Origin of the sequence: Streptococcus mitis, from assembly GCF_003944325.1 — a bacterium.
Classification (GTDB): Bacteria; Bacillota; Bacilli; order Lactobacillales; family Streptococcaceae; genus Streptococcus; species Streptococcus mitis_CW.
Genome location: NZ_RJPX01000019.1, coordinates 18,736 through 43,782 on the forward strand (window position 1 = coordinate 18,736; position 25,047 = coordinate 43,782).

The 25,047-nt window shown below is 41.8% G+C and carries 18 protein-coding genes; 3 read left to right on the forward strand and 15 right to left on the reverse strand.

Annotation, left to right across the window (positions count from 1 at the left end):
• Positions 1-28 precede the first annotated feature (28 nt).
• Complete coding sequence (rpoB, locus tag D8787_RS06600) at positions 29-3,640, reverse strand: DNA-directed RNA polymerase subunit beta (protein WP_125410865.1); 3,612 nt, start codon at positions 3,638-3,640, stop codon at positions 29-31.
• A gap of 482 nt (positions 3,641-4,122) precedes the next feature.
• Between rpoB and D8787_RS06605 the strand changes: the two genes are divergently transcribed.
• Together D8787_RS06605 and D8787_RS06610 are read left to right on the forward strand one after the other, a co-directional pair.
• Positions 4,123-5,607: a M protein trans-acting positive regulator PRD domain-containing protein gene (locus D8787_RS06605; RefSeq protein ID WP_125421996.1), complete on the forward strand. Its 1,485-nt coding sequence runs from the start codon at positions 4,123-4,125 to the stop codon at positions 5,605-5,607.
• 107 nt (positions 5,608-5,714) lie between these two features.
• On the forward strand, positions 5,715-9,599 hold the full coding sequence (locus D8787_RS06610) for a pullulanase (RefSeq protein ID WP_125421998.1): 3,885 nt from the start codon (positions 5,715-5,717) through the stop codon (positions 9,597-9,599).
• 75 nt (positions 9,600-9,674) lie between these two features.
• On the opposite strand, the gene D8787_RS06615 is transcribed toward D8787_RS06610, so the two are convergent.
• From D8787_RS06615 to D8787_RS06680, 14 genes are all read right to left on the reverse strand, one after another.
• Positions 9,675-10,439 (reverse strand): amino acid ABC transporter ATP-binding protein, encoded by a 765-nt coding sequence (locus tag D8787_RS06615; protein WP_125422001.1) that lies wholly within the window; start codon positions 10,437-10,439, stop codon positions 9,675-9,677.
• A 9-nt stretch (positions 10,440-10,448) separates the two neighbouring features.
• Positions 10,449-11,171: an amino acid ABC transporter permease gene (locus D8787_RS06620; RefSeq protein WP_125422004.1), complete on the reverse strand. Its 723-nt coding sequence runs from the start codon at positions 11,169-11,171 to the stop codon at positions 10,449-10,451.
• A gap of 3 nt (positions 11,172-11,174) precedes the next feature.
• A complete protein-coding gene (locus D8787_RS06625) occupies positions 11,175-11,867 on the reverse strand; it encodes an amino acid ABC transporter permease (RefSeq protein ID WP_125422007.1) in 693 nt (230 codons plus the stop codon).
• A 33-nt stretch (positions 11,868-11,900) separates the two neighbouring features.
• On the reverse strand, positions 11,901-12,779 hold the full coding sequence (locus D8787_RS06630) for a transporter substrate-binding domain-containing protein (protein ID WP_125422010.1): 879 nt from the start codon (positions 12,777-12,779) through the stop codon (positions 11,901-11,903).
• Between the two features lie 11 nt (positions 12,780-12,790).
• Positions 12,791-13,789, reverse strand: a complete 999-nt coding sequence (locus tag D8787_RS06635; RefSeq protein WP_125422013.1) for a uroporphyrinogen decarboxylase family protein — start codon at positions 13,787-13,789, stop codon at positions 12,791-12,793.
• Between the two features lie 2 nt (positions 13,790-13,791).
• The gene (locus tag D8787_RS06640; RefSeq protein ID WP_125422016.1) at positions 13,792-13,995 is read right to left on the reverse strand and encodes a hypothetical protein; all 204 of its coding nucleotides are present in this window, start codon (positions 13,993-13,995) and stop codon (positions 13,792-13,794) included.
• Between the two features lie 9 nt (positions 13,996-14,004).
• Positions 14,005-15,012: a uroporphyrinogen decarboxylase family protein gene (locus D8787_RS06645; RefSeq protein WP_125422019.1), complete on the reverse strand. Its 1,008-nt coding sequence runs from the start codon at positions 15,010-15,012 to the stop codon at positions 14,005-14,007.
• A gap of 220 nt (positions 15,013-15,232) precedes the next feature.
• Entirely contained in the window at positions 15,233-16,282 is a 1,050-nt protein-coding gene (locus D8787_RS06650) for an LLM class flavin-dependent oxidoreductase (protein WP_125422022.1), read from the reverse strand.
• Between the two features lie 232 nt (positions 16,283-16,514).
• The gene (gene glmS, locus D8787_RS06655) at positions 16,515-18,323 is read right to left on the reverse strand and encodes a glutamine--fructose-6-phosphate transaminase (isomerizing) (protein WP_125422025.1); all 1,809 of its coding nucleotides are present in this window, start codon (positions 18,321-18,323) and stop codon (positions 16,515-16,517) included.
• A gap of 191 nt (positions 18,324-18,514) precedes the next feature.
• Positions 18,515-19,894: a 6-phospho-beta-glucosidase gene (bglA, locus tag D8787_RS06660; protein ID WP_125422028.1), complete on the reverse strand. Its 1,380-nt coding sequence runs from the start codon at positions 19,892-19,894 to the stop codon at positions 18,515-18,517.
• 98 nt (positions 19,895-19,992) lie between these two features.
• Entirely contained in the window at positions 19,993-21,846 is a 1,854-nt protein-coding gene (locus tag D8787_RS06665; protein WP_125422031.1) for a proline--tRNA ligase, read from the reverse strand.
• 12 nt (positions 21,847-21,858) lie between these two features.
• A complete protein-coding gene (gene rseP / locus D8787_RS06670) occupies positions 21,859-23,118 on the reverse strand; it encodes an RIP metalloprotease RseP (RefSeq protein WP_125422034.1) in 1,260 nt (419 codons plus the stop codon).
• 21 nt (positions 23,119-23,139) lie between these two features.
• Positions 23,140-23,943, reverse strand: coding sequence for a phosphatidate cytidylyltransferase (locus tag D8787_RS06675; protein ID WP_049540615.1), 804 nt, complete (start codon positions 23,941-23,943; stop codon positions 23,140-23,142).
• 8 nt (positions 23,944-23,951) lie between these two features.
• Positions 23,952-24,710 carry an isoprenyl transferase gene (locus D8787_RS06680; protein ID WP_125422037.1) on the reverse strand — a complete coding sequence of 253 codons (759 nt, stop codon included), beginning with the start codon at positions 24,708-24,710 and terminating at the stop codon, positions 23,952-23,954.
• Positions 24,711-24,918: 208 nt separating this feature from the next.
• Between D8787_RS06680 and D8787_RS06685 the strand changes: the two genes are divergently transcribed.
• Positions 24,919-25,047, forward strand: a 129-nt coding sequence (locus tag D8787_RS06685; RefSeq protein ID WP_142999761.1) for a helix-turn-helix domain-containing protein, incomplete at its 3' end; no start/stop codon positions are given.

Genomic DNA, 25,047 nt, shown 5'->3' on the forward strand with positions numbered 1-25,047 from the left:
TCTTCCCTTTCTATTCTAAGTGAACTGCTTATTCTTGTTCAGCAGCTTCTTCTGTTGCTTCCGCTTTTGTTGCTTTCTCAGCTTCTTCAGCTTCAAAAGCTGCTTTAGCCTCTTGGGCTGCTTTTTCGCGGGCTTTTTCAAGGTCATCTACGTGGATGACATCTTCGTCCATTCCTTCATCCAAGTCGCGAAGTTCCACTTCTTGGTCATCTTCGTCTAGGACACGCATGTCAAGACCAAGAGATTGCAATTCTTTGACAAGAACTCGGAAGGATTCTGGAACACCTGGTTTTGGAATTGGTTTTCCTTTTGTAATAGCTTCATAAGCTTTCAAACGTCCGTTAATATCGTCAGACTTGTAAGTCAAGATTTCTTGAAGGACATTTGACGCACCGTAAGCTTCAAGAGCCCAAACCTCCATCTCACCGAAACGTTGTCCACCAAACTGAGCTTTACCTCCGAGTGGTTGTTGGGTAACAGTTGAGTAAGGTCCGACTGAACGCGCGTGCAATTTATCGTCAACCATGTGGTGGAGTTTGATCATGTACATGACTCCGACAGAAACACGGTTATCAAACGGTTCCCCAGTACGTCCATCGTAAAGGATTGTTTTAGCATCGCTATCCATACCAGCTTCTTTAACAGTTGACCAAAGGTCTTCAGAACTTGCTCCGTCAAAGACTGGTGTTGCGATGTGAATACCAAGAGTACGAGCAGCCATACCAAGGTGAAGCTCCATAACCTGACCGATATTCATACGTGATGGCACCCCAAGTGGGTTCAACATGATATCGACTGGAGTTCCATCTGGGAGGTAAGGCATGTCTTCTACAGGAACGATACGAGAGACAACCCCTTTGTTTCCGTGACGTCCGGCCATCTTATCTCCGACCTTGATCTTACGTTTCTGAGCGATATAGACGCGAACCAGCATGTTAACGCCTGATTGCAGCTCATCTCCATTTGCACGGGTAAAGATCTTAACATCACGAACGACACCATCGGCACCGTGTGGTACACGAAGAGAAGTGTCACGTACTTCACGAGACTTGTCTCCGAAGATAGCATGCAAGAGACGTTCTTCAGCTGAAAGGTCTTTCTCACCCTTAGGTGTTACCTTACCTACAAGGATGTCACCTTCTTTAACCTCAGCACCGATACGGATAATCCCCATTTCGTCAAGGTCTTTAAGGGCATCTTCACCAACGTTTGGAATTTCACGAGTAATTTCTTCAGGTCCAAGCTTTGTATCGCGTGTTTCTGATTCGTATTCTTCAAGGTGAACAGATGTGTAGACATCGTCTTTCACCAAGCGTTCGCTCATGATAACAGCATCCTCGAAGTTGTAACCTTCCCAAGTCATGTAGGCAACGATTGGGTTTTGTCCAAGCGCCATTTCTCCATTTTCCATAGAAGGCCCGTCAGCGATGAAATCGCCTTTTTCAACGACATCGCCAACTTTTACGAGAGTGCGTTGGTTGTAAGCAGTACCTGAGTTTGAACGACGGAATTTTTGGATGTGGTAAACGTCCAATGAACCATCTTCACGACGAACTTCTACCTTGTCAGCATCTGCATAGGTAACTTTACCGTCATACTGAGCAATCACAGCCGCTCCAGAGTCGTGGGCTGCTTGGTATTCCATACCAGTACCAACGTAAGGTGCTTTAGGATTAATCAATGGCACAGCCTGACGTTGCATGTTGGCTCCCATGAGGGCACGGTTAGAGTCATCGTTTTCCAAGAAAGGAATACATGCTGTCGCAACGGCAACTACCTGTTTTGGTGATACGTCCATATAGTCAACAACATTAGCTGGATACTCTTGGTTGACCCCTTGGTGACGTCCCATGACAACTTTCTCAGCAAATGTTCCATCTTCATTCAGACGAGAGTTAGCCTGTGCTACAGTAAATTCATCTTCTTCATCGGCTGTCAACCAAACGATTTCGTTGGTAACAACACCTGTTTCACGGTCAACCTTACGGTATGGTGTTTGAACAAAACCATATTTGTTCAAGTGTCCGTAAGATGACAAGTTATTAATCAAACCAATGTTAGGTCCTTCAGGTGTCTCGATTGGACACATACGACCGTAGTGAGTGTAGTGCACGTCACGCACTTCATATCCAGCACGGTCACGTGTCAAACCACCAGGTCCTAAGGCTGACAAACGGCGTTTGTGAGACAACTCAGAAAGCGGATTGTGTTGGTCCATGAACTGTGACAACTGTGATGAACCAAAGAATTCTTTAACTGCTGCTGTTACAGGACGGATATTGATAATTTGTTGTGGTGTCAAGACTTCGTTGTCTTGAACAGACATACGTTCACGGACATTACGCTCCATACGAGAAAGTCCAAGACGTACTTGGTTAGCAAGCAATTCACCAACCGCACGGATACGACGGTTTCCAAGGTGGTCGATATCATCTACTCGGCCAAGTCCCTCAGCCAAGTTGAGGAAGTAGCTCATCTCAGCAAGAATATCTGCAGGAGTGACGATACGAACCTTGTCATCTGGGTTAGCATTACCAATGATCGTTACAACACGATCTGGATCCGTTGGTGCAACAACCTTGAATTTTTGAAGAACAACTGGCTCAGTCACAACAGCTGCATCATTTGGAATGTAAACAATCTTGTTCAAATCACCATCCAAATGGCTTTCGATGCTTTCAATCACACTACGAGTCATGATTGTCCCAGCTTCTACCAAGATTTCACCTGTTTCAGGGTCTACCAATGGTTCCGCAATGGTTTGGTTGAGCAAGCGTGTTTTAACATTGAGTTTTTTATTGATCTTGTAACGACCAACTGCTGCCAAGTCATAGCGACGTGGATCAAAGAAACGAGCTACAAGCAAGCTACGTGAGCTTTCAGCAGTCTTAGGTTCACCTGGACGAAGGCGTTCGTAAATTTCTTTCAAAGCTTCGTCTGTACGAGAGTCCATTGGATTCTTGTGGATATCTTTTTCAACAGTATTGCGAACCAATTCGCTGTCACCAAAGATATCAAAGATTTCATCATCTCCTGAGAAACCAAGGGCACGAACCAAGGTCGTAAATGGAATCTTACGAGTACGGTCGATACGAGTGTAGGCGATATCTTTTGAGTCGCTTTCAAGTTCCAACCAAGCTCCACGGTTAGGGATAACAGTTGAACCGTAGCCCACTTTACCATTTTTATCAACTTTATCGTTAAAGTAAACGCCTGGTGAGCGGACCAACTGAGATACGATAATACGTTCACCACCATTGATGATGAAAGTACCCATTTCTGTCATAATTGGGAAATCACCAAAGAAAACTTCTTGAGTTTTGATTTCGCCTGTTTCTTTATTGATCAAGCGGAAGGTTACAAAAATTGGTGCTGAGTAGCTAGCATCGTGTATACGAGCTTCTTCTAGCGTGTATTTTGGTTCCTTGATTTCATATCCAACAAATTCCAACTCCATTGTGTCTGTGAAGTTTGAAATTGGCAATACATCTTCAAATACTTCCTTCAGACCGTGGTCTAGGAAAGCTTTGAATGAATCAGTTTGAATTTCAATCAAATTTGGTAAGTCAAGAACTTCTTTGATTCTTGAAAAACTACGACGGGTACGATGTTTCCCGTATTGAACGTCATGTCCTGCCAAGATGATTCTCCTTTGTAAATAAGTTCCAAGCCTTATCAATCAGGCTTTTCTAATCGTCATATGGTTGTAAAACCCCTATCACCGTGTCCTCTTGATGAATTTTCAGAATCTTTAAGTCTCTGTTACAAACATACAAAATCCTGAAAAAAAGCACAAAAAGAGCAGTTAAATCTGACTTTTTCAGAAGATTTAACTGCTGTGAGCCTTGTCTGGACAATATTTCAGACAAAACCTACGACAAATGATTATTTATATTATACCCTATTTAGCTAGATTTTTCAAGGGGATTGACAATTTTTTGACAAAATCTTTTCCTATGAAAAATTGCATTCTACTATCACTTTTCAAACTTCATTTTCAGTTTGATAGTTTAAGAAAAATATAGTAAATTCAGATTTTCCTATTTTATCCTAGGCTATTTTTCTTGACTTTACTAGGTTTTTCTTTTAATATATATGTATAAATATATAGGGAGGTTTATTATGGATATTTTGCTTTCTGAAACAGAACAGAATTTGCTAGTGTTACTGGAAGAATTAATCAAGCACCATGATTGGATAGAACTTCCAGGCTTGGCTGAGAATCTGAATTTTTCAATCGAAGAATTGCAAGAACATCTTTCTAGGCTCGAGCAATTATTCCCAAATCTCCTGATTCAATCAACAAAAGAAGGCATTCAGTTGCAGTTTGACTTTCAAAACACCTTGGATCCCAAAATCGCCATCTTTGAACAATCTGCAACCTACTCTTTTTTGAACTGTCTATTTTTCAAAGAGGGACAATCACTTGAGCAAATATGTCAGGCACTTTCCACTAAGCCAGAGCAGATTGAGGAAATCATCCAGTATCTAAATACTAAACTCCCACAATATTATGACATCAAGGTCCAAATTTTCCATTTAGGCATGGAGGGAGCAGAAGAAGACATTCGCGCCTTTTATCTGGACTACTTTAGCCAAAGTTACAGTTTTCTTGGTTGGCCCTTCCCTTCTATTTCTGAAGAGGCACTCACTCAGCTGATTCAGCTATTTTTAAAGGCCCAACAAGTTTCACCCAACCTCAGTAGCTTACGGCAAATCAAATATACCTTGGCTATCAATCTAGAGCGATTCAATAAGGGACGTTTCATTGAAAATCCTAGTCCGCTCTTAACCAGTCATTACAGTTCCCTCATACAAATTCCCCAGTTTGAACAAGATATCAAAAAACTGGCTAAAAAACTCGATTTTGAAGCTACAAAGGAGACACTGGAACAGCTATTTTCAAACCCAATCAAATCTCATCAAATTACAAACAAGCCTAGTAATGGAGCTTTAGGAGACATTCATCAGATTCAAAAATCTTATCGTTTATTGAGTCAAATCTTAGAAGAGTTAGCTAAAGAATTTCATCTGCAGATTGAAAATCGCGAGGAATTGATTTGGCTCCTCCACTATACTGCCCAATCTGATTTCTTCCATCTACTCAGTGACCAGTCTCTTGACAAACAGAGATTCCTGATTTTAAGCAATTATCAAGCAGAATTTCCAAAACTATTTGAAGTAAGTCAACACAAATTCCAATCTTACCTTACTGAAATGGGACTCGAAAGTCACTCCATTAAGCTACAAGAACTTGTCTACACCTTTTCGATTCAAGGGCGACGTATTTTAGTCCAATTACTTCAAAAACTTCCCAAAATACGTGTTTTAGTCATTGGTCATCTGGATAGCCATCATGCACAAAACCTTATCGACACCCTAACTCACTACGGCAATAATCTCTATCTATTTGATTCTTGGGAAGAATCTGCTATTTCTTTCTCAAGTCTCAATCAAATCCCTCACGATATTGTGATCACTACCTTTCCTGTTTCCAATTGTCCGAAACCCATTATTTGTAGTCGGAATCTTTCTACTGCAGAACTATTTCACCACCTCCACCTGCTGGCTTCTCAAATTCATAAAGAAAGACTGGCTGAATCGTAACAAAATTTGTTACGATTTTTTCTTTTAGTTTAATTTTAGGAAAACGCTTGCATATTATTTTACTAAGTGCTATACTGATAAAGAAATTCATTTATAGGAGAATAATTATGAAAAGAACAACTTCTCAAACTGAGAAAAAAATGGTCTACAGCATCCGTTCCCTCAAGAATGGAACTGGTTCTGTCCTTATCGGCGCAAGCTTTGTCCTACTTGCCATGGCTACACCAACTATCTCAGCCAACGAAACCACAACAGCTAGTGCTGAAGCGACTAACACTATTACTCAACCTCTTACTGATACAGCACACATCGCTGGAAAGAACGAAAGCGATTTTTCTTCACCTAACAATGCAAACGCTTCCCTAGAGAAAACAGAAGAAAAACCTGCAACAGAGGCAACCACTCCTGCTGCAAGCCCAGCCGATTCAGCACCACAAACCGGACAAGATCGTTCAAGTGAACCAACTACTTCTACGGGTCCAGTAACGACTGAAACTAAGATAGAAGAGCCAATCGAAGACAACTACTTCCGTATCCACGTCAAAAAACTCCCTGAAGAAAACAAGGATAGTCAAGGACTATGGACTTGGGACGATGTTGAAAAACCTTCTGAAAACTGGCCTAACGGAGCCTTGTCCTTTAAGGATGCCAAAAAAGATGACTATGGCTACTACCTAGATGTCAAATTAAAGGGAGAACAAGCCAAGAAAATTAGCTTCCTCATCAATAATACAGCTGGAAAAAATCTGACTGGTGATAAATCGGCCGAAAAACTAGTTCCAAAAATGAACGAGGCTTGGTTAGACCAAGATTACAAGGTTTTCTCTTACGAGCCACAACCTGCAGGAACTGTTCGCGTCAACTACTACCGTACAGATGGCAACTATGACAAGAAATCTCTCTGGTACTGGGGAGATGTGAAAAATCCAAGTAGCGCTCAATGGCCTGACGGAACAGACTTTACAGCTACAGGAAAATACGGTCGCTATATTGACATTCCTCTTAAGGATGCCGCAAAAGAATTCGGCTTTTTATTACTAGATGAGAGCAAACAAGGAGACGACGTGAAAATCCGTAAAGAAGATTATAAGTTCACAGATTTGAAAAACCATAGCCAAATTTTCCTAAAAGACGATGATGAATCGATTTACACAAATCCATACTATGTCCATGATATCCGTATGACAGGAGCTCAGCACGTAGGCACTTCTAGCATTGAGAGTAGTTTTTCAACACTTGTCGGTGCCAAAAAAGAGGATATCCTCAAGCACTCCAACATCACTAATCACCTAGGAAACAAGGTAACTATCACTGATGTTGCAATCGATGAAGCTGGCAAGAAAGTGACTTACAGCGGAGATTTCTCGGACACAAAACATCCCTATACTGTTAGCTACAATTCCGACCAATTCACTACCAAAACAAGCTGGCGACTTAAAGATGAGACATACAGTTATGATGGCAAACTTGGAGCTGACCTCAAAGAAGAAGGAAAACAAGTTGATTTAACCCTTTGGTCACCAAGTGCTGATAAGGTTTCTGTCGTTGTCTACGACAAGAATGACCCTGAAAAAGTGGTTGGAACTGTCGCTCTTGAAAAAGGTGAAAGAGGAACTTGGAAACAAACTCTAGATGGTACAAACAAACTAGGAATCACAGATTTCACTGGATACTATTATCAATACCAAATCGAGCGTCAAGGTAAAACTGTTCTTGCACTCGATCCTTACGCTAAATCTCTCGCTGCTTGGAACAGCGATCTTGCAAAAACAGACGCTTCCCATAAAGTGGCTAAAGCCGCCTTTGTAAATCCAGCCAAACTAGGACCTCAAGACTTAACTTATGGTAAGATTCACAACTTCAAGACTCGTGAAGATGCCGTTATCTATGAAGCTCATGTGCGTGACTTCACTTCAGATCCTGCCATTGCAAAAGACTTGACCAAACCATTTGGTACATTTGAAGCCTTTATCGAAAAACTAGACTACCTCAAAGACTTAGGTGTGACCCACATCCAGCTCCTTCCAGTCTTGTCTTACTACTTTGTCAATGAATTGAAAAACCATGAACGCTTATCTGACTATGCTTCAAGCAACAGCAACTACAACTGGGGATATGACCCTCAAAACTACTTCTCATTGACTGGTATGTATTCAAGCGATCCTAAGAATCCAGAAAAACGAATCGCAGAATTTAAAAACCTCATCAACGAAATCCACAAACGTGGCATGGGAGCTATCCTAGATGTCGTTTATAACCACACAGCCAAGGTCGATATCTTTGAAGACCTAGAGCCAAACTACTACCACTTTATGGATGCTGATGGAACACCACGAACTAGCTTTGGTGGTGGACGCTTGGGGACAACTCACCATATGACCAAACGGATCCTAGTTGACTCTATCAAATATCTAGTTGATGCCTACAAAGTGGATGGATTCCGTTTCGATATGATGGGAGACCATGATGCAGCTTCTATCGAAGAAGCTTACAAGGCTGCACGCGCCCTCAATCCAAACCTCATCATGCTGGGTGAAGGTTGGAGAACCTATGCTGGTGATGAAAATATGCCTACTAGAGCTGCTGACCAAGATTGGATGAAACATACCGATACTGTCGCTGTCTTTTCAGATGACATCCGTAACAACCTCAAGTCTGGTTATCCAAACGAAGGTCAACCTGCCTTTATCACAGGTGGAAAACGTGATATCAACACTATCTTCAAAAATCTGATTGCTCAACCAACCAACTTTGAAGCAGACAGTCCTGGAGATGTGATTCAATACATCGCAGCCCATGATAACTTGACCCTCTTTGACATCATAGCTCAGTCTATCAAAAAAGACCCAAGCAAGGCTGAAAACTATGCTGAAATTCATCGTCGTTTGAGACTTGGAAATCTCATGGTCTTGACGGCTCAAGGAACTCCGTTTATCCACTCTGGTCAGGAATATGGACGCACCAAACAATTCCGTGACCCAGCCTACAGAACTCCAGTAGCAGAGGATAAAGTTCCAAACAAATCTCACTTGTTGCGTGATAAGGACGGCAATCCATTTGACTACCCTTACTTCATCCATGACTCTTACGATTCTAGTGATGCTGTCAACAAGTTTGACTGGACTAAGGCTACAGATGGTAAAGCTTATCCTGAAAATGTCAAGAGCCGTGACTATATGAAAGGGTTGATTGCCCTTCGGCAATCTACAGATGCCTTCCGACTCAAGAGCCTCCAAGATATCAAAGACCGTGTCCACCTCATCACTGTTCCAGGCCAAAATGGTGTGGAAAAAGAGGATGTAGTGATTGGCTACCAAATTACTGCTCCAAACGGTGATATCTACGCAGTCTTTGTCAATGCGGATGAAAAAGCTCGCGAATTTAATTTGGGAACTGCCTTTGCCCACCTCAGAAATGCTGAAGTTTTAGCAGATGAAAACCAAGCAGGGCCAGTCGGAATTGCCAACCCTAAAGGGCTTGAATGGACTGAAAAAGGTTTGAAATTAAATGCCCTTACAGCCACTGTTCTTCGAATCTCTCAAGGCGGTGCCATCGTTGCCCCAGCTGTGGAAGAAAAACCAGAATTTGATCTTTCTAGCTTAACACAAGAGCACGGCCAAAATAACGGCCAAGACAATACTTCAAACCGAGTCGTCAAACCGGAACATCAAAATCCAACTCCACAAACTAAACCTGATTCTACAAAACCAGATGCAAAAGTAGCAGATGCAGATCATAAACCTAGCCAAGCTACAACTGATTCACATACTGAACAACCAGCACAAGAAACACAAGCATCATCTGTAAAAGAATCTGTTAAAAACGAATCGGTAGATAACCCTAGCAAGGAAAATATAGCTGCACCCCTAGCTAAACAAGCTGAACTTCCAAATACAGGAACCAAAAACGATCACAAACTCCTGTTTGCAGGAATCAGCATTCTTGCCCTTCTAGGTCTCGGGTTCTTACTGAAAAACAAAAAAGAGAACTAAACTAGCCCTCCTATAGAACAATCCCCCAAGACTTGACGCTCGGGGGATTGATTTTTGACCTGATAAGCCTATCTATCAAATCATATATTCTACACTATAGGTCGCATCCGAAAGTATTCGTGCTAAAAACTGCTTGGTTCGTTCTTCTTTTGGGCGACTGAAGAAATCATGGGCATTATTTTCTTCAACAATTTTCCCGCCATCCATAAAAATGACATGATTGGCTACATCTCTAGCAAAGCCCATCTCATGCGTCACTACTACCATAGTAACACCCTCTTTAGCTAACTGTTTTAAAACATCCAAAACATCCCCTACCAACTCTGGATCCAAGGCTGACGTTGGCTCATCCAATAAAATGACCTCTGGTTTCACAGCGATGGCACGCGCAATGCCAATTCGCTGTTGTTGGCCTCCAGAAAGCTGAGAGGGATAGTAATCCTTATAAGCTAGTAAACCAACTTTTTTTAAGGCAGCTTCCGCACGTTTGGTTGCTTCTTCCTTAGGAATTTTCCGAGCAATCACCAATCCCTCTAAAATATTTTCCAAGGCTGTTTTATTGGCAAATAAATTATAATGTTGGAAAACAAAGGCGGTCTTCTGGCGAATTTCTAAAATATCTTTTTTGGTTAATTTTCCAAGGTCGTAGTCTTTGTCAGCAAGTTTCAAAGAACCACTATCAGCCTTTTCCAAATGATTGAGACATCTGAGAAAGGTCGTTTTACCTGATCCAGATGGTCCCAAGATTACAACCACATCCCCTTGGTTGACCTTGAGATTCACATTTTCTAGGATTTGTCTGTCTCCAAATTTTTTTGCAACATGTTCTACTTGTAACATTGTCTCCTCCTATGCTAAACCTGTACTGGGCGCTACTTGTCCCTTTTCTCTTTGAATATAGCGTTTCTCTAAGATTGAAAAGCCCCATTGAATCAATCCGCAAATAAGAATGTACTGTAAAAAGATCACAAAATAAGATTCAAAATACTGATAACCATAAGATGCTTCAACACGGGCAATAGCTGTAATATCCTTAATGGTCATCACAAAGACTAAAGAGGTTCCTTTTACAATATTGATGACTAGATTAGCCAGATTGGGTAGGGCTGACCGCAAGGCCTGTGGAAAAACAATCCTCACATAAGCCTGGCTAGTGGTTAAACCAATCGCTTGTGCAGCTTCTAATTGTCCCTTATCCACAGTCAAAATAGCCGAACGTAAGATTTCTGATAAACTACCTGTCGTCATCAAACTATAGATAATAAAAGCATAATAGATGGGGTTGAGTTTAAAGATGTCAACATCACTTCCTATACTTTTGAGAAATTGATTGAGCAAACTCGGAAACAAGCTATAAAAGAAAAGAATCAGCAAAATCGGAGGCGTTGCTCTTATAAAAGCTAGATACACGAGGGAGAAGGTTCGAACACCTTTTACTTTATATATTTGCCCCAGAGCTAAAAACAAAGCTGGTACAAAACTTAAGACCATGGCTACAATCATGATGAGCAAGGTGGTTGGCACCCCTTTTAAGGTCTCTAAAAAGGTTTTTGCAATATAGTCCAAATCCATATCCTATCTCCCTTTCGTTTCCAAAGATTTTTCTAACAAGCGACTCAAGAAGGAAACAGCCAAGGCTACACCCCAATAAAGAATGGCAACCGCTGTATAGGTTTCAAGAGAATAATTCCCCAAATTACGACTGATTAAGAGATTCCCAGCCCCCATGACATCTACAAAACCAATCGTATAGGCTAGGGCAGCGTCCCGCATCAAATTTAGAATGGCGGTCGTCATATTTGGAAGAGCCACTTGAAAAGCCTGAGGAAAAATGATTCTCCAAAATGTCTGACTAGGTGTCAGACCAATACTGACTCCAGCCTCCATCTGACCTTTGGGAATTGCCTGATAGGCCGCCTTAAACACTTCTGCAATGATAGCCGCAAATAGCAAGACCATGGTAAATAAGACGAAGACCGTTTTAGACCAGTTGTTGATATCTAAATTCAGCCACCATTTTAAAAATTCAGGTAAACCATAAAAGACTAAAAACAGTAAGACAATGGGAGGAGTACAGCGAAGAGTGAAAATATAGCCCTTAGAAAGACCTGCAAAAGTCTTGTCTTCTCCCACTTGAGTCCAAGCCAGTAAGCCACCGAAAAGGGAACCAAGGATTGTAGTAAAAAAGAGAATGGACAAGGTCATAGGAAGAGCCTGCCATAAGGTTGGTAAAAATTGGAACACTCTTGAAAAATCATATGAAACCATGTAAACCTCTTTCTAACATGCCTGATTGCTCATCTAATCTTTATCAACATAACTAAAGACATCTTCTTTAAAGTATTTTTGAGAAAGTTTAGCTAGAGTACCATCTTCTTTCAATTCTTTAATAGCCTTTTCATACTCTTTAGCAAACTTCTCACCCTTTTCATCACGGTGAATCAATGGATAGGTTGGGATTCCTTTATAAGGGAACCAGCTAAGTTTGTCCGCATATTGGTGGTAAGAACCATCCTCTGCTGTCACTGCTTTTTCAAAAGACAGCTTGATGTCAAAGAAAGCATCATAACGTCCTTCCAATACCCAAGCATAAGCATCTGCCACTTTGAAAGATTCAGCAGCTGTCAACTCAATTGGTGTATCCTTATGTTTCTCATTATAGCTATTGATAACACTCCACTGGGCATTTTGAGGAGAGATGGGTACTAATTTCCCCTTGTTTTTGGCGAAATCATCAATATTCTTATATTTGGCTTCATCTTCTTTTCTAACAGTAAAACCAATAATGCTGGCTCCTACTGGCTCAGATGGAATAATAAATTTCTTAGCCCGTTCATCTGTATACCAGGCACCTTTTGTCCCAATATCGTACTTGCCAGACTCAAGTCCAATCAAGAGATCATCATCACTAGTTCCAGTATACTCAAATTTATAATCTGCTAATTTCTCATCAACCGCCTTTAAAACTGCGACTTCATAACCATCTGATTCCCCTTTTTCGTCAATAAAATCATATGGGACATAGTTTTGGGTATGGGCAACCTTTAGAGTTGTTACTTGTCCAGACGAAGCTGCATCTGTACCTTTAGCAGATGCTCCTGCTAAAGTTCTACCAATAATTGTTGCTCCAAGCACTGCCGCAACCGCAACTCCACCAATAATCCATGTTTTCTTACTCATATTCTTCTCCTTTATTTAGCTACTGCTTCTCTCACCCACTGGATACGTTCCACTGCAATATCGCTCGGAATGGTACAATCTGCTCCAAGTATGAGACCATCTTTACCTGTTTCTTCTATCAAGCGTTTGGTTTCAGCTTGAATTTCTTCTTTACTGCCTCGATAGAGAATACCATCTTTACCATTTTCAAATCCTCCCAAAACAGTACGCCCCTTGAAAATCTCACGACCTTCTTTTAAACTAATCCCTTCTGGGCCAACTGCCCAGTTAAAAACATGAGCTGGATAGTCGGCAAAGATATGAATATCGTTTCGAGCTCCTTCATAGCCACAGATATGAAGAATATTTACCCCACCAACCAACTTAGCTGCATTTAAAACAGTCAGTTCACTCGGCGCAATAATCTCCTGATAGTCTTCAACAGAAACACGCGCATCCTGAATACTTTGCACACTGAGATAGATACCGTCTGCTCCTGCATCTCTAATAACAGCTTGACTCAAGCTAGCGATATCTTGTGCAATCACATCGAGGACATTTTTCAATTTCTGAGGATCTTGGACTAAGAAATCTGCAATAAGATCATCTCCACCAGATACTTCCCCAAGCAGCCATTTAAGATAGGTCACAGGCGCAAAAATATTGTAAATAGCAACAATATCTTCCGTAAACTCCTGCTTAATCTTCTTCACTAACTCTACTTGCTCTCTAATCCACGGATGATCTTCTCCCAGAGGTTCAATCTCTGCCAACTCTTGGAGTGACTTCCCTTTGGCAATAACTGGATTTGGATAAGCAAAATAGCCATCACTCATCAACTTAATAAAGTCAGGATTTAGTTCACGGATAAATTGTTTGTGACCTTGTATATTCTTTTCAATAATCACAGGATTTGAAAATCCCTTTAACCACTCTTCTTCTGATGTAAAGTGGTGCCAAAAACCGACAGGCACACGATCAACCGCTTCTCCTCTAAATGCTTTTAAAACCCATTCTCTTTTTTCTGACATCTCTATTCTCCATTTCTTTCTTTTTCGACTAATAAAACACTGGCAATATCATTGGTTTGAATAAAGGGAAGACTTCCCTTCTGAAAATCCTGAATTCCATGGCATCTTGGCCCTTCCTTACAAGTAAGTCCCTTGGTGAGACTGATCGCAAGTAAGATAACAAAGCCGAGGACCGCCCCTACTAATAGCCACTTTTTTCTTTTCATAAGGCCCTCCTATTCTAAAATAGCAGCCTGACGAATCCAGTCCAATCTTTCTAATTCAAAATCATCTGGAACCGTGCAATCCGCTCCAAGAAGGACTCCTCTAGTCCCAGCTTCAGTCAACAAGCGTTTGGTTTCCTCTTGTAGTTCAGCCTTTCTACCTCCATAAAGCAGGCTCTGTTTCCCATTTTCAAAACCACCCAAGACCGCTTTGCTATGAAATAGCTCCTGACCTTGAGGCAAACTAACTGCTTCATGGTGGGTTGCCCAGTTGAAAACTTGGGCTGGATAATCTTTGAAAATAGTTACATCGTTACTGGCACCTTGAAAACCACAGATATGTAGGATATTTACCCCACCTGCCTGATTAGCGGCTTCTAAAACCTTTATGTTGCTTGTCTCGATATAGGTCTGGTACAAGTCTGGTGTGATGCGCTCATCCTGAATTTCTTGCGTACTGAGGTAAATCCCATCCGCTCCACCATCCTGAATGATTTTCTTAGTTAGGATAGCGATATCCTCAGCTATCACATCTAAAATCTCCCTGAACAGCTCTGGATTTTCAAGCAAAAGATCTGCAACCTCCTTATCACCTCTAGAAGTTTCTGTACGAAACCACCTTTTCAGGTAGGAAATTGGAGAAAAAATATTGTAAAACGATGCAATCTCCTCAGTGAAGGTTGCTCGAATAGCTTCTACCACCTCTACTTGTTGCTGAATCCAAGGATGGTTTTCACCAATTGACTCAATAGAAGCCAACTCCTGAATACTTGCAACCGAAGGACTATAGACATTACTTGGATAAATGAAAAAGCCGTCACTCATTATTTTGACAAAGTCAGGATGAATTCTTTCAACGTACTGCCGATGTCCCTCTACACTTTTTTGGAAGATACGTGGGTTATTTAAACCTTTCCCTTTTTCCTCCAGGGTTACAAAATGAAACCAAAAGCCAACAGGAACCCGTTCCACCTCTTCTCCTCGGATGGCTCTAAAAACTAGTTCTCTTTTACTTGTCATACTTTTCTCCTTCCATTTAGATTGAAACCATCTTACCACTCCTTTTGACCTTTTCCCAATATATATTGACTATCAACCTGATTGAGATTGTTTATATCAATAACGAAAAAAATCTCTGGAAAGCTTGATTTTACCAGCTTTTCAGAGATTCTTTTCTTTCTTTTACTTTATTAAAATAGTTGTTATATAGATTTTTTATCAGCCTGATTAGGATTTTTTATTAAACCTCTTTCATGGCAAAATATGCCCGTATTTTTGGAGCCACTTGTGTTCCAAAAAGTTCAATTGCTCTCAGAACCTGATCATGAGGCATAGAACCAAGCGGTAGATGGAGCATGAAGCGGTCCAAACCTAAGTCTTCAATCATGCGAATCAATTTTTCGGACACCTGATCTGGATTACCCACAAACATAGCACCATTTGGCCCAACTTGCTCCAAATATTGCTCATAACGCAATTCCTGCCAGTGCGGACGGTCTTTGGAAATAGCATCCACCACTTGCTTGGTCGGATGGAAATAATCTTTCACAGCCTGCTCGCCATCTTCAGCAATCCAACCCCAAGAATGGGCCCCAACCTTTAGTTCCTGACTGGCATAGCCCGCTTCACTCCCAATCTCACGATAAGCCTGAATCAACTTTTTAAAATAACGCGGATTGCCACCAATAATAGCATAGACAATCGGCAGCCCCGCCTGAGCAATCTTCACTGTTGATTCGACATGACCACCTGTCGCTATCCACAAGGGTAATTTGTCCTGAACTGGACGAGGATAGACTTCTTTGCCAGAGATTGTTTGGGTCAATCGACCTTGCCAGTCTAACTTGGTCTTTTCATTGACTAACTGAAGCAAGTCTAATTTCTCATCAAAAAGGGCTTCGTAGTCTTTCAAATCATATCCAAACAGAGGAAATGATTCCGTGAAAGAACCCCTTCCGGCCATAATCTCCGCACGTCCATTAGACAAAGCATCAATAGTGGCATACTGTTGGAACAAGCGAATCGGATCCATACTTGACAGAATGCTGACTGCACTAGTCAAACGGATTTTTTGGGTATTAACTGCCCCAGCTGCCAGAACAATCTCTGGAGCCGACACTGCAAAATCCTCTCGGTGGTGCTCACCAATCCCATACACATCCAAACTAACCTTATCAGCCAGTTCAATCTCCGCCACTAACTGACGAATGCGTTCAGCATGACTGTAAGTTTGCCCAGTCCCTTCAAGCTCCGTTGTTTCACCAAATGTTAAAATTCCCAATTCTACCATGGTGATTCTCCTTCTCTACCTCTGTCCTTCAATTTGAAAAATTATTCTAATACTCAATGAAAATCAAAGAGCAAACCAGGAAGCTAGCCGCAGCCTGCTCAAAACAGTGTTTTGAGGTTGCAGATGGAAGCTGACGTGGTTTGAAGAGACTTTCGAAGAGTATAACACGAATCTTGAGTACAAGCAACCAATTTGCTCACAAGAAAAAGTCTAGATAACTAGACTTTTTAGCTTATTCTACCGTTACTGACTTAGCAAGGTTACGTGGTTTATCCACATCAAGGCCACGGTGCAGGGTTGCAAAGTAAGCGACCAATTGTGTTGGTACGACCATTGAGATTGGTGAGAGGTAAGGATGTACGGTTGTAAGAACGATATCGTCTGTATCTTTGGCAACATTTTCTTCTGCGATAGTGAGAACCTTGGCACCACGAGCTGCCACCTCTTGGATATTTCCACGAGTGTGGTTGGCAAGGACTGGATCTGACAAGAGAGCCAAGACAGGCGTTCCTTCTTCAATCAAGGCAATAGTTCCGTGCTTGAGTTCTCCTGCCGCAAAGCCTTCACACTGGATGTAAGAAATCTCTTTGAGTTTAAGGCTTGCTTCCATAGCTACGTAGTAATCTTGACCACGCCCAATATAAAAGGCGTTACGAGTTGTTTCAAGAAGATCACGAACCTTGCTATCAATCAATTCTTTCTCTGAAAGAGTTGACTCGATAGACTGAGCTACGATTGACAATTCATGAACCAGGTCAAAGGCTTGCGCTTTGGCATTACCGTTCGCTTCGCCGACTGCTTTTGCCAGGAAGGCAAGGGCTGCGATTTGTGCTGTATAGGCTTTAGTTGATGCTACAGCAATTTCAGGACCTGCGTGAAGAAGCATAGTATGGCTAGCTTCACGTGAAAGGGTTGAACCTGGGACGTTTGTCACTGTCAAGCTTGGAATTCCCATTTCATTAGCCTTAACCAAAACCTGACGGCTATCCGCTGTTTCACCAGACTGACTGATAAAGATGAAGAGTGGTTTCTTGCTAAGAAGTGGCATACCATAGCCCCACTCAGATGAAATTCCAAGTTCAACTGGTGTATCTGTCAATTCTTCCAACATTTTCTTAGAAGCAAATCCTGCGTGGTAAGATGTTCCAGCTGCAAGGATGTAGATACGGTCTGCGTCTTGAACAGCCTTGATGATAGCTGGGTCTACGACAACTTGACCAGCCTCATCTGTGTAGGCTTGGATGAGTTTACGCATAACAGTTGGTTGCTCATCAATTTCCTTAAGCATGTAGTAAGGGTAAGTTCCTTTACCGATATCTGACAAGTCAAGCTCCGCAGTATAGCTAGCACGTTCACGGTGATTGCCATCATAGTCTTGAACTTCTACGCTATCAGCCTTGACGATTACCAACTCTTGGTCATGAATTTCCATATACTGGTTGGTTTCACGAATCATAGCCATAGCATCTGAGCAGACCATGTTATAGCCTTCCCCAAGACCAATCAAAAGTGGTGATTTATTTTTAGCTACGTAGATGACTTCAGGATCTTGTGAGTCAACCAAGGCAAAAGCATAAGAACCACGGATAATATGAAGAGCTTTTTTGAAAGCTTCAAGAACAGAAAGACCTTCTTCTTCCGCAAATTTTCCAATCAAGTGAACAGCGATTTCAGTATCTGTTTGCCCCTTAAAGTGGTGTCCTGCAAGGTATTCTTCCTTAATTTCAAGGTAGTTCTCAATCACACCGTTGTGAACCAAGACAAAACGTTCTGTCTCAGAGCGGTGTGGATGAGCATTGTCCTCAGTTGGTTTCCCGTGAGTCGCCCAACGAGTATGTCCGATCCCAGTTGTTCCCTCAACACCAGCTGTTTTAGCAGACAATTCTGCGATACGGCCTACAGCCTTGACTAGGTGGTTTTCAGCACCACCTAGGACAAAAATCCCCGCAGAATCATAGCCACGGTATTCGAGCTTTTCAAGCCCTTGAATCAAAATATCAGTTGCATTTGTGTTTCCAACAACACCAACAATTCCACACATAGTATATACGACACAGACCAGCTGTGCTTTCTCCTTAAAATTGGTATAGTCTAATTCCTCTTTTATAGAATCAGCAAAAACAGTATATACTTGTTTCTTTCACTTGTCAAGAGTAAAAATTGGTATAGTTCACATTAACTTCTTGTAAACAAAAAACTCTGACCAATTAGGATAATCAGTCAGAGTCCTTTTTAAAATCCATTATTATCGCTTAATTCCTTGAACCAGTGCCCTGATTTTTTCAGACGACGTTCTTGCGTTTCCAAGTCTAGCTCGACCAAACCGTAGCGATTTTTATAGCTATTGAGCCATGACCAACAATCGATAAAGGTCCAAATCAAGTAGCCCTTACAATTAGCTCCGTCTTCAATGGCACGGTGAAGTTCACGAAGATGACCTTTTACAAAGTCAATACGATAATCATCTTGAATCATTCCATCTTGACGGAATTTTTCCTCTCCTTCAACCCCCATACCATTCTCTGTCAACATCCACTCAATATTGCCATAATTTTCCTTGATATTTTGGGCAATGTCATAAATCCCTTGCTCATAAATCTCCCAACCACGATGAGGATTGATTTTACGTCCAGGCATCACATAAGGCTCGTAAAAATGTTCTGGTAAGAGTGGACTCTCTGGATGCTTAGCAAATCGAGGTGCCATAACGCGTAAGGGTTGATAGTAGTTGACACCAAGGAAGTCCACCGTATTGTCACGAATGACTTCCAACTCCTCCTCCGTAGCATCAGGCAAGAGACCGTATTCATGTAAGATTTCTACCAACTCCTGTGGATAATTCCCCAAAACAGACGGATCTAAGAAAGATTGGGCCTGAAAAAGGTCCGCAATACGAGCAGCCTTGACATCAGCAGGATGCTGGCTACGTGGATAAGCCAGTATCAAGTTGAGGACAATCCCAATCTTAGAGTCAGGCAAGAGTTCATGACAGGCCTTGACCGCTCGACTGCTAGCCAATCGTGTATGATAAGCTACTTTAACGGCTGCCTCTGCATCCACCTTATGTGGATAATGGGCATCGTAAAAATAGCCAAACTCTACAGGAACAATGGGCTCGTTAAAGGTAATCCATTGATTCACTAGATCTCCATAAGTCTCAAAACAAAAACGAGCATAGTCTTCATAGGCTGAAACTGTCGCCTTATTTTCCCAACCATCACCAGCTTCTTGAAGAGCAAAAGGCAAATCAAAGTGGTAGAGATTGACTAACAGACGAATCCCCTTAGCCTTAATAGCCTCAAAAACCTTACGATAAAAATCCACATCTTGAGGGTTGACTTTTCCACAGCCTTGTGGAAAAATCCGTGACCACTGAATAGAAGTACGAAAGACCGTATGACCAGTTTCCAACAAGAACTCAATATCCTGCTCCCAGTTTTCATAAAAGGTCGATGTCTTATCTGGACCAATCCCATTATAGTAACGATTTGGCTCCACTTGGTACCAATAATCCCATAGATTATCTCCCTTACCATCACCAGCTATACGTCCTTCTGTCTGCGGCCCAGAAGTAGAGGAGCCCCAGACAAAATCCTTTGGAAATCTTAGCATACATTTACCTCTTTGTCTAGTCATTTTTCCCATTATACAGAAAAAACAAGGTAAAAACTAGTTACATTTTTTCCTTGTTTTTCTTCTGATTATAGTTTTTATTTCTTACTGAGGATTTCAAGCGTTTCAAGCACGTTATCTGCATGAACTTCGATAGTATCACCAGTCGCTTTAATCTTAACTTCTACGATGCCATCGGCTGCTTTCTTCCCAACAGTGATACGGATTGGCAATCCAATCAAATCGCTGTCGCTGAATTTAACACCAACACGTTCGTTGCGGTCATCTGTCAAGACTTCGTAACCAGCTCCCATCAAGCTTGCTTCAAGTTTTTCTGTCAAGGCTTGCGCTTCTTCGTCCTTGACATTGACAGTAATCAAATGCACATCAAATGGCGCCAATTCTTTAGGGAAGTTGATACCCCAAGCGTAACGGTATTCACCTTTTGGCGTTTTATTAACAAAGAGACGAGCGTGTTGCTCCATCACTGCTGAAAGGAGACGACTGACACCGATACCGTAACATCCCATGATAATTGGCACAGCACGGCCATTTTCATCCAAGACATCTGCTCCCATGCTTGCTGAATAACGAGTACCGAGTTTGAAGATGTGACCAATTTCGATACCACGCGCAAAGTTAAGGACACCTTGTCCGTCTGGAGAAATTTCACCCTCACGAACTTCACGGATATCCACATATTCTGCAGTAAAATCACGACCTGGGTTCACACCAGTCAAGTGGTAGCCATCTTCGTTAGCACCCACAACTGCATTACGAACATCTTGCACTTTACGATCTGCAATGATTTTAACATTCTCTGGCAAACCAACTGGGCCAAGTGAACCAAATCCTGCTTGAACAACATTTGCCACTTCTTCTTCGCTAGCAACGTCAAAGAAATCTGCTCCCAAGTGGTTTTTCAACTTAACTTCATTAAGCTGATCATTTCCAACTAGAAGGGCGGCAACAAGCTCACCGTCTGCCATGTAGAAGAGGGTTTTAATCGTTTGTTCTTCTGGAACGTTGAGGAAGGCGGCAACTTCATCGATTGTTTTAACATCTGGTGTTGCAACACGAGTCACTTCTTCTTCAGCAACGACACGGTTGCTTGGTTTGTACTCGTTTGTTGCCATTTCCAAGTTAGCAGCATAGCTAGATTCACTTGAGTAAGCAATGGTATCTTCACCAGAAACCATCCATTTGAGCAATTCTGCCTTGATTTCTTCTTGCACTTCTGCAGGAATTTCATCAAATGAGGCAACTGACTTGTCCAAGACAACCCAGCGGTCAAGGTCTGTACGAGCAGGTGTAATGGCCATAAATTCTTGGCTGTCCTTACCACCCATGGCTCCACCGTCACCAATAATAGCCTTGAAGTCTAAACCACTACGAGTAAAAATACGCTCATAAGCAGCCTTATACTCATCGTAAACACTGTCCAAGCTATCATAGTTAGCGTGGAAACTGTAAGCATCCTTCATGATAAACTCACGTGTACGAAGAAGTCCATTACGCGGACGTTTTTCATCACGATACTTAGGCTGGATTTGATAAAGATTAAGTGGCAATTGCTTGTAAGACTTAACAGAATCACGGACAATAGCTGTAAAGGTTTCTTCGTGAGTTGGACCTAGGATAAAGTCTGATTTTTCACGGTTTTTTAGCTTGTAAAGGTCTTCACCATAAGTTTCGTAACGACCTGATTCGCGCCACAATTCTGCACTGAGAAGGGCAGGAGCCAACATCTCAACCGCACCAATCTTATCAAACTCTTGGCGCATGATGTTTTTAGCTTTTTCAATCACACGGTTGGCAAGTGGTAGGTAAGAATAAACACCTGCTGAAACTTGACGAACATAACCAGCTCGCAACATAAGAGCATGGCTGATAACTTGAGCATCGCTTGGCATTTCGCGAAGCGTTGGGATAGGCATTTTACTTTGTTTCATAATATTCCTCGATTATCTAAAAAAGAGTCGCATAATGTCATTCCAGGTCACAGCAATCATCAAGACAACCATGATGACCACTCCGGCCAAGGTGACATAGGTTTCAATTTCTTGTTTCAATGGTTTGCGGCGGATGGCTTCTAGAATATTGAGCACAATCTTACCACCATCCAATGCTGGAATCGGAATAAGATTAAAAATCCCAATATTGATGGAAATTATTGCCAAGAAGTACAAGACATTCTCAATTCCATTTTTAGCAGCATCACTACTTGCCTTAAAGATGGCAACAGGTCCACCTAGCTTGTTCAAATCCGGTTGGAAAATCAGATTTTTCAGAGCTGATAGAATTCGGAGGGCCGAGTCAGCAGCAGTTGTAAAACCACCTACAAACATAGATACAAAATCTGACTTAATCCCCGGTTGAACACCTAGAAGGTAACTGCCTTGACTTTCTTCGGGAGTAACAGTGACTTGTTTGTCACTCCCCTTTTCAGAAATAGTCACATCCAAGGTCGGGGCCGTCTTATCTTTGGTTTCTGATTCCACAGCCTGAATCAAACTTTCCCAGTTGCTAATCTCATGCGAGCTAATCTTGGTAATTTGTGCCGTTTCTGGTACTCCTACCTTAGCCAAGGCCCCTTGGGGCATGACATGAAACTGATTGGTATCAACATCTATGACACCACCCTGCATGAAGATTAAAATCCAGAAAACAACAACCCCTAAGATAAAGTTGTTCATAGGACCTGCAAAGTTGGTAATCAGTTTCCCCCAGATAGTCGCATTTTGATATTGAACATCCAAGGGAGCAATTCGAACCTCAGTTCCATCTGCTTCCACAACCGTTGCATCGTGATCTACTGCAAATGTTTTTTCTTCTTCCAGAACCAAGCCCTTGATAAAAAGCTTGTCTTCAAAGTCAAACTGAGTCACCTGCATAGGTAGGGCCGTTTGATCCAACTTTTTACCAGAAAGATTGATGCGTTTAACCTTACCGTCGTCAGTAAGCGTCAAACTGACAGGCGTCCCTGTCTTGATTTCAGTTGTATCATCACCCCAACCAGCCATACGGACATAGCCACCCAGAGGCAAGATTCGAATGGTATAGGCCGTCCCATCCTTGCCAATATGAGCAAAGATCTTGGGTCCCATGCCAATGGCAAATTCACGCACTAGAATCCCTGATTTCTTGGCAAAGTAGAAGTGCCCGAACTCGTGCACCACTACAATAATCCCAAAAACCAGAATAAAGGTTAAAATTCCGAGCATAGTATTTCCTCCGTCTTTTGATTAAAAGAGTCCAAACAAGTGCATGATTGGAAATACAAGCAACATACTATCAAAACGATCCAAAACACCACCATGTCCAGGAATAAATTTCCCAGAATCCTTGACACCAAAGTGACGCTTGATCGAACTTTCTAGCAAATCACCAAATTGTCCAGCAATGCTAAAGAAAATAGCAAAGACTGACATCTTGTAAATTCCATACGGAAGAGCAACTGTACTGTCAAACATCATAAAGATGATGGTTACTAAAATAGCACCTAAAATACCACCCAAGGCACCCTCAAAGGTTTTATTTGGAGAAACTGTCGGAGCTAATTTTCGTTTACCATAGTTCATCCCAACAAGATAGGCACCACTGTCAGTCGCCCAGACGATACACAAAGCTAAGAGTGCCTTGTCCAAACCTGCGACACGAGCATCTAGTAAGGCATTAAATCCAAAGCCCACATAAAAGCTCATAGCCAGAGGGAAAACAGCATCCTCAATCGTATAAGACTTGCTAAAAACAGTCGTTCCTAACATGATTGAAATCAACACACTATAAGCAACAACATTCCCATCAACTGGTAAAAAAGTCAGGTAATTCTCCAAGGGAATGGTCAAGGCAAAGGTTGCAAAGAGGGTCAAGAGGCCCTCCATAGTCATGGTCTCTAGACCTCTCATCTTCAAAAGTTCATGCATGGCTAGCATGGCTATGATTCCAATTGCTATCTGAAGCAAGAGTCCCCCAATCATTAAAATTGGTAGGAAAATAGCCAGGGCAATCCCTGCAAACAAGGTTCTTTTCTGTAAATCCTGTGTCATATTTCCTCCTAAACTCCTCCAAATCGGCGATGACGACGATTGTAGGCAAGAATGGCTTCCTGCAAAGCTACCTCGTCAAAATCAGGCCATAAGATATCCGTAAAATAGAGCTCACTATAAGCCCCCTGCCATGGAAGGAAATTACTCAAACGTAATTCTCCACTAGTACGGATAATCAAATCTGGGTCTCGTAAGTCCTTAGGCAAATGCTGGGTAAAGAGATAGTTACCAATCAATTCCTCTGTGATGTCACCTGGGTTGATTTTGGCATCTAAAACATCCTGGGAAATCAACTTAAGCGCCTGTGTAATCTCAGCACGTCCACCATAGTTGAGGGCAAAATTAAGAATCAATCCTGTATTGTTCTTAGTCAATTCCTCAGCCTTGGTTAAAGCTTCAAAGGTTTGCTTAGGCAGGCGGTCTGTCTCCCCAATCATTTGAATCTTAACATTATTCGCATGCAGTTCTGGGACATAATTGTCATAAAACTCTACGGGCAAGTTCATGATAAACTTGACTTCCTGATCAGGACGCGTCCAGTTTTCTGTAGAAAAAGCATAAACTGTAATAACCTTGACACCTAGCTTGTTGGCTGCCGTAGTCACATTTTGCAATGCTTCCATGCCTGCCTTGTGTCCGAAGACTCGCGGTTGCATACGTTTTTTAGCCCAACGACCATTCCCATCCATGATAATGCCGATATGAGCAGGAATCTGTGTCGGAACCTCTACTTCCACAGCCTTATCTTTCTTAAAAAATCCAAACATGATCTTATTCCTATTCAAAAATCTATCGTTTCATTATACCATATTTCCCTATTTTCTTCTATCACTAAGCTATTTATACTCTTCGAAAATCAAATTCGTAACTTCTCAAAGCAACTTCCACTTGACTTGCCGAAGTGGAAATTAGTCTAAAACGGATTTTTATGGTGGAATTAAGTATGAGACGTTTGAGTTAGAAATGAGGCTCACTATGACAAAACATAAACACCTTACCCTTTCAGACCGTAATGATATCCAACTGGGCTTAGAGCGCGGTGAAACCTTCAAAGCTATTGGACAGTCCATTCTAAAAGACCCAACTACTGTCTCCAAAGAAGTC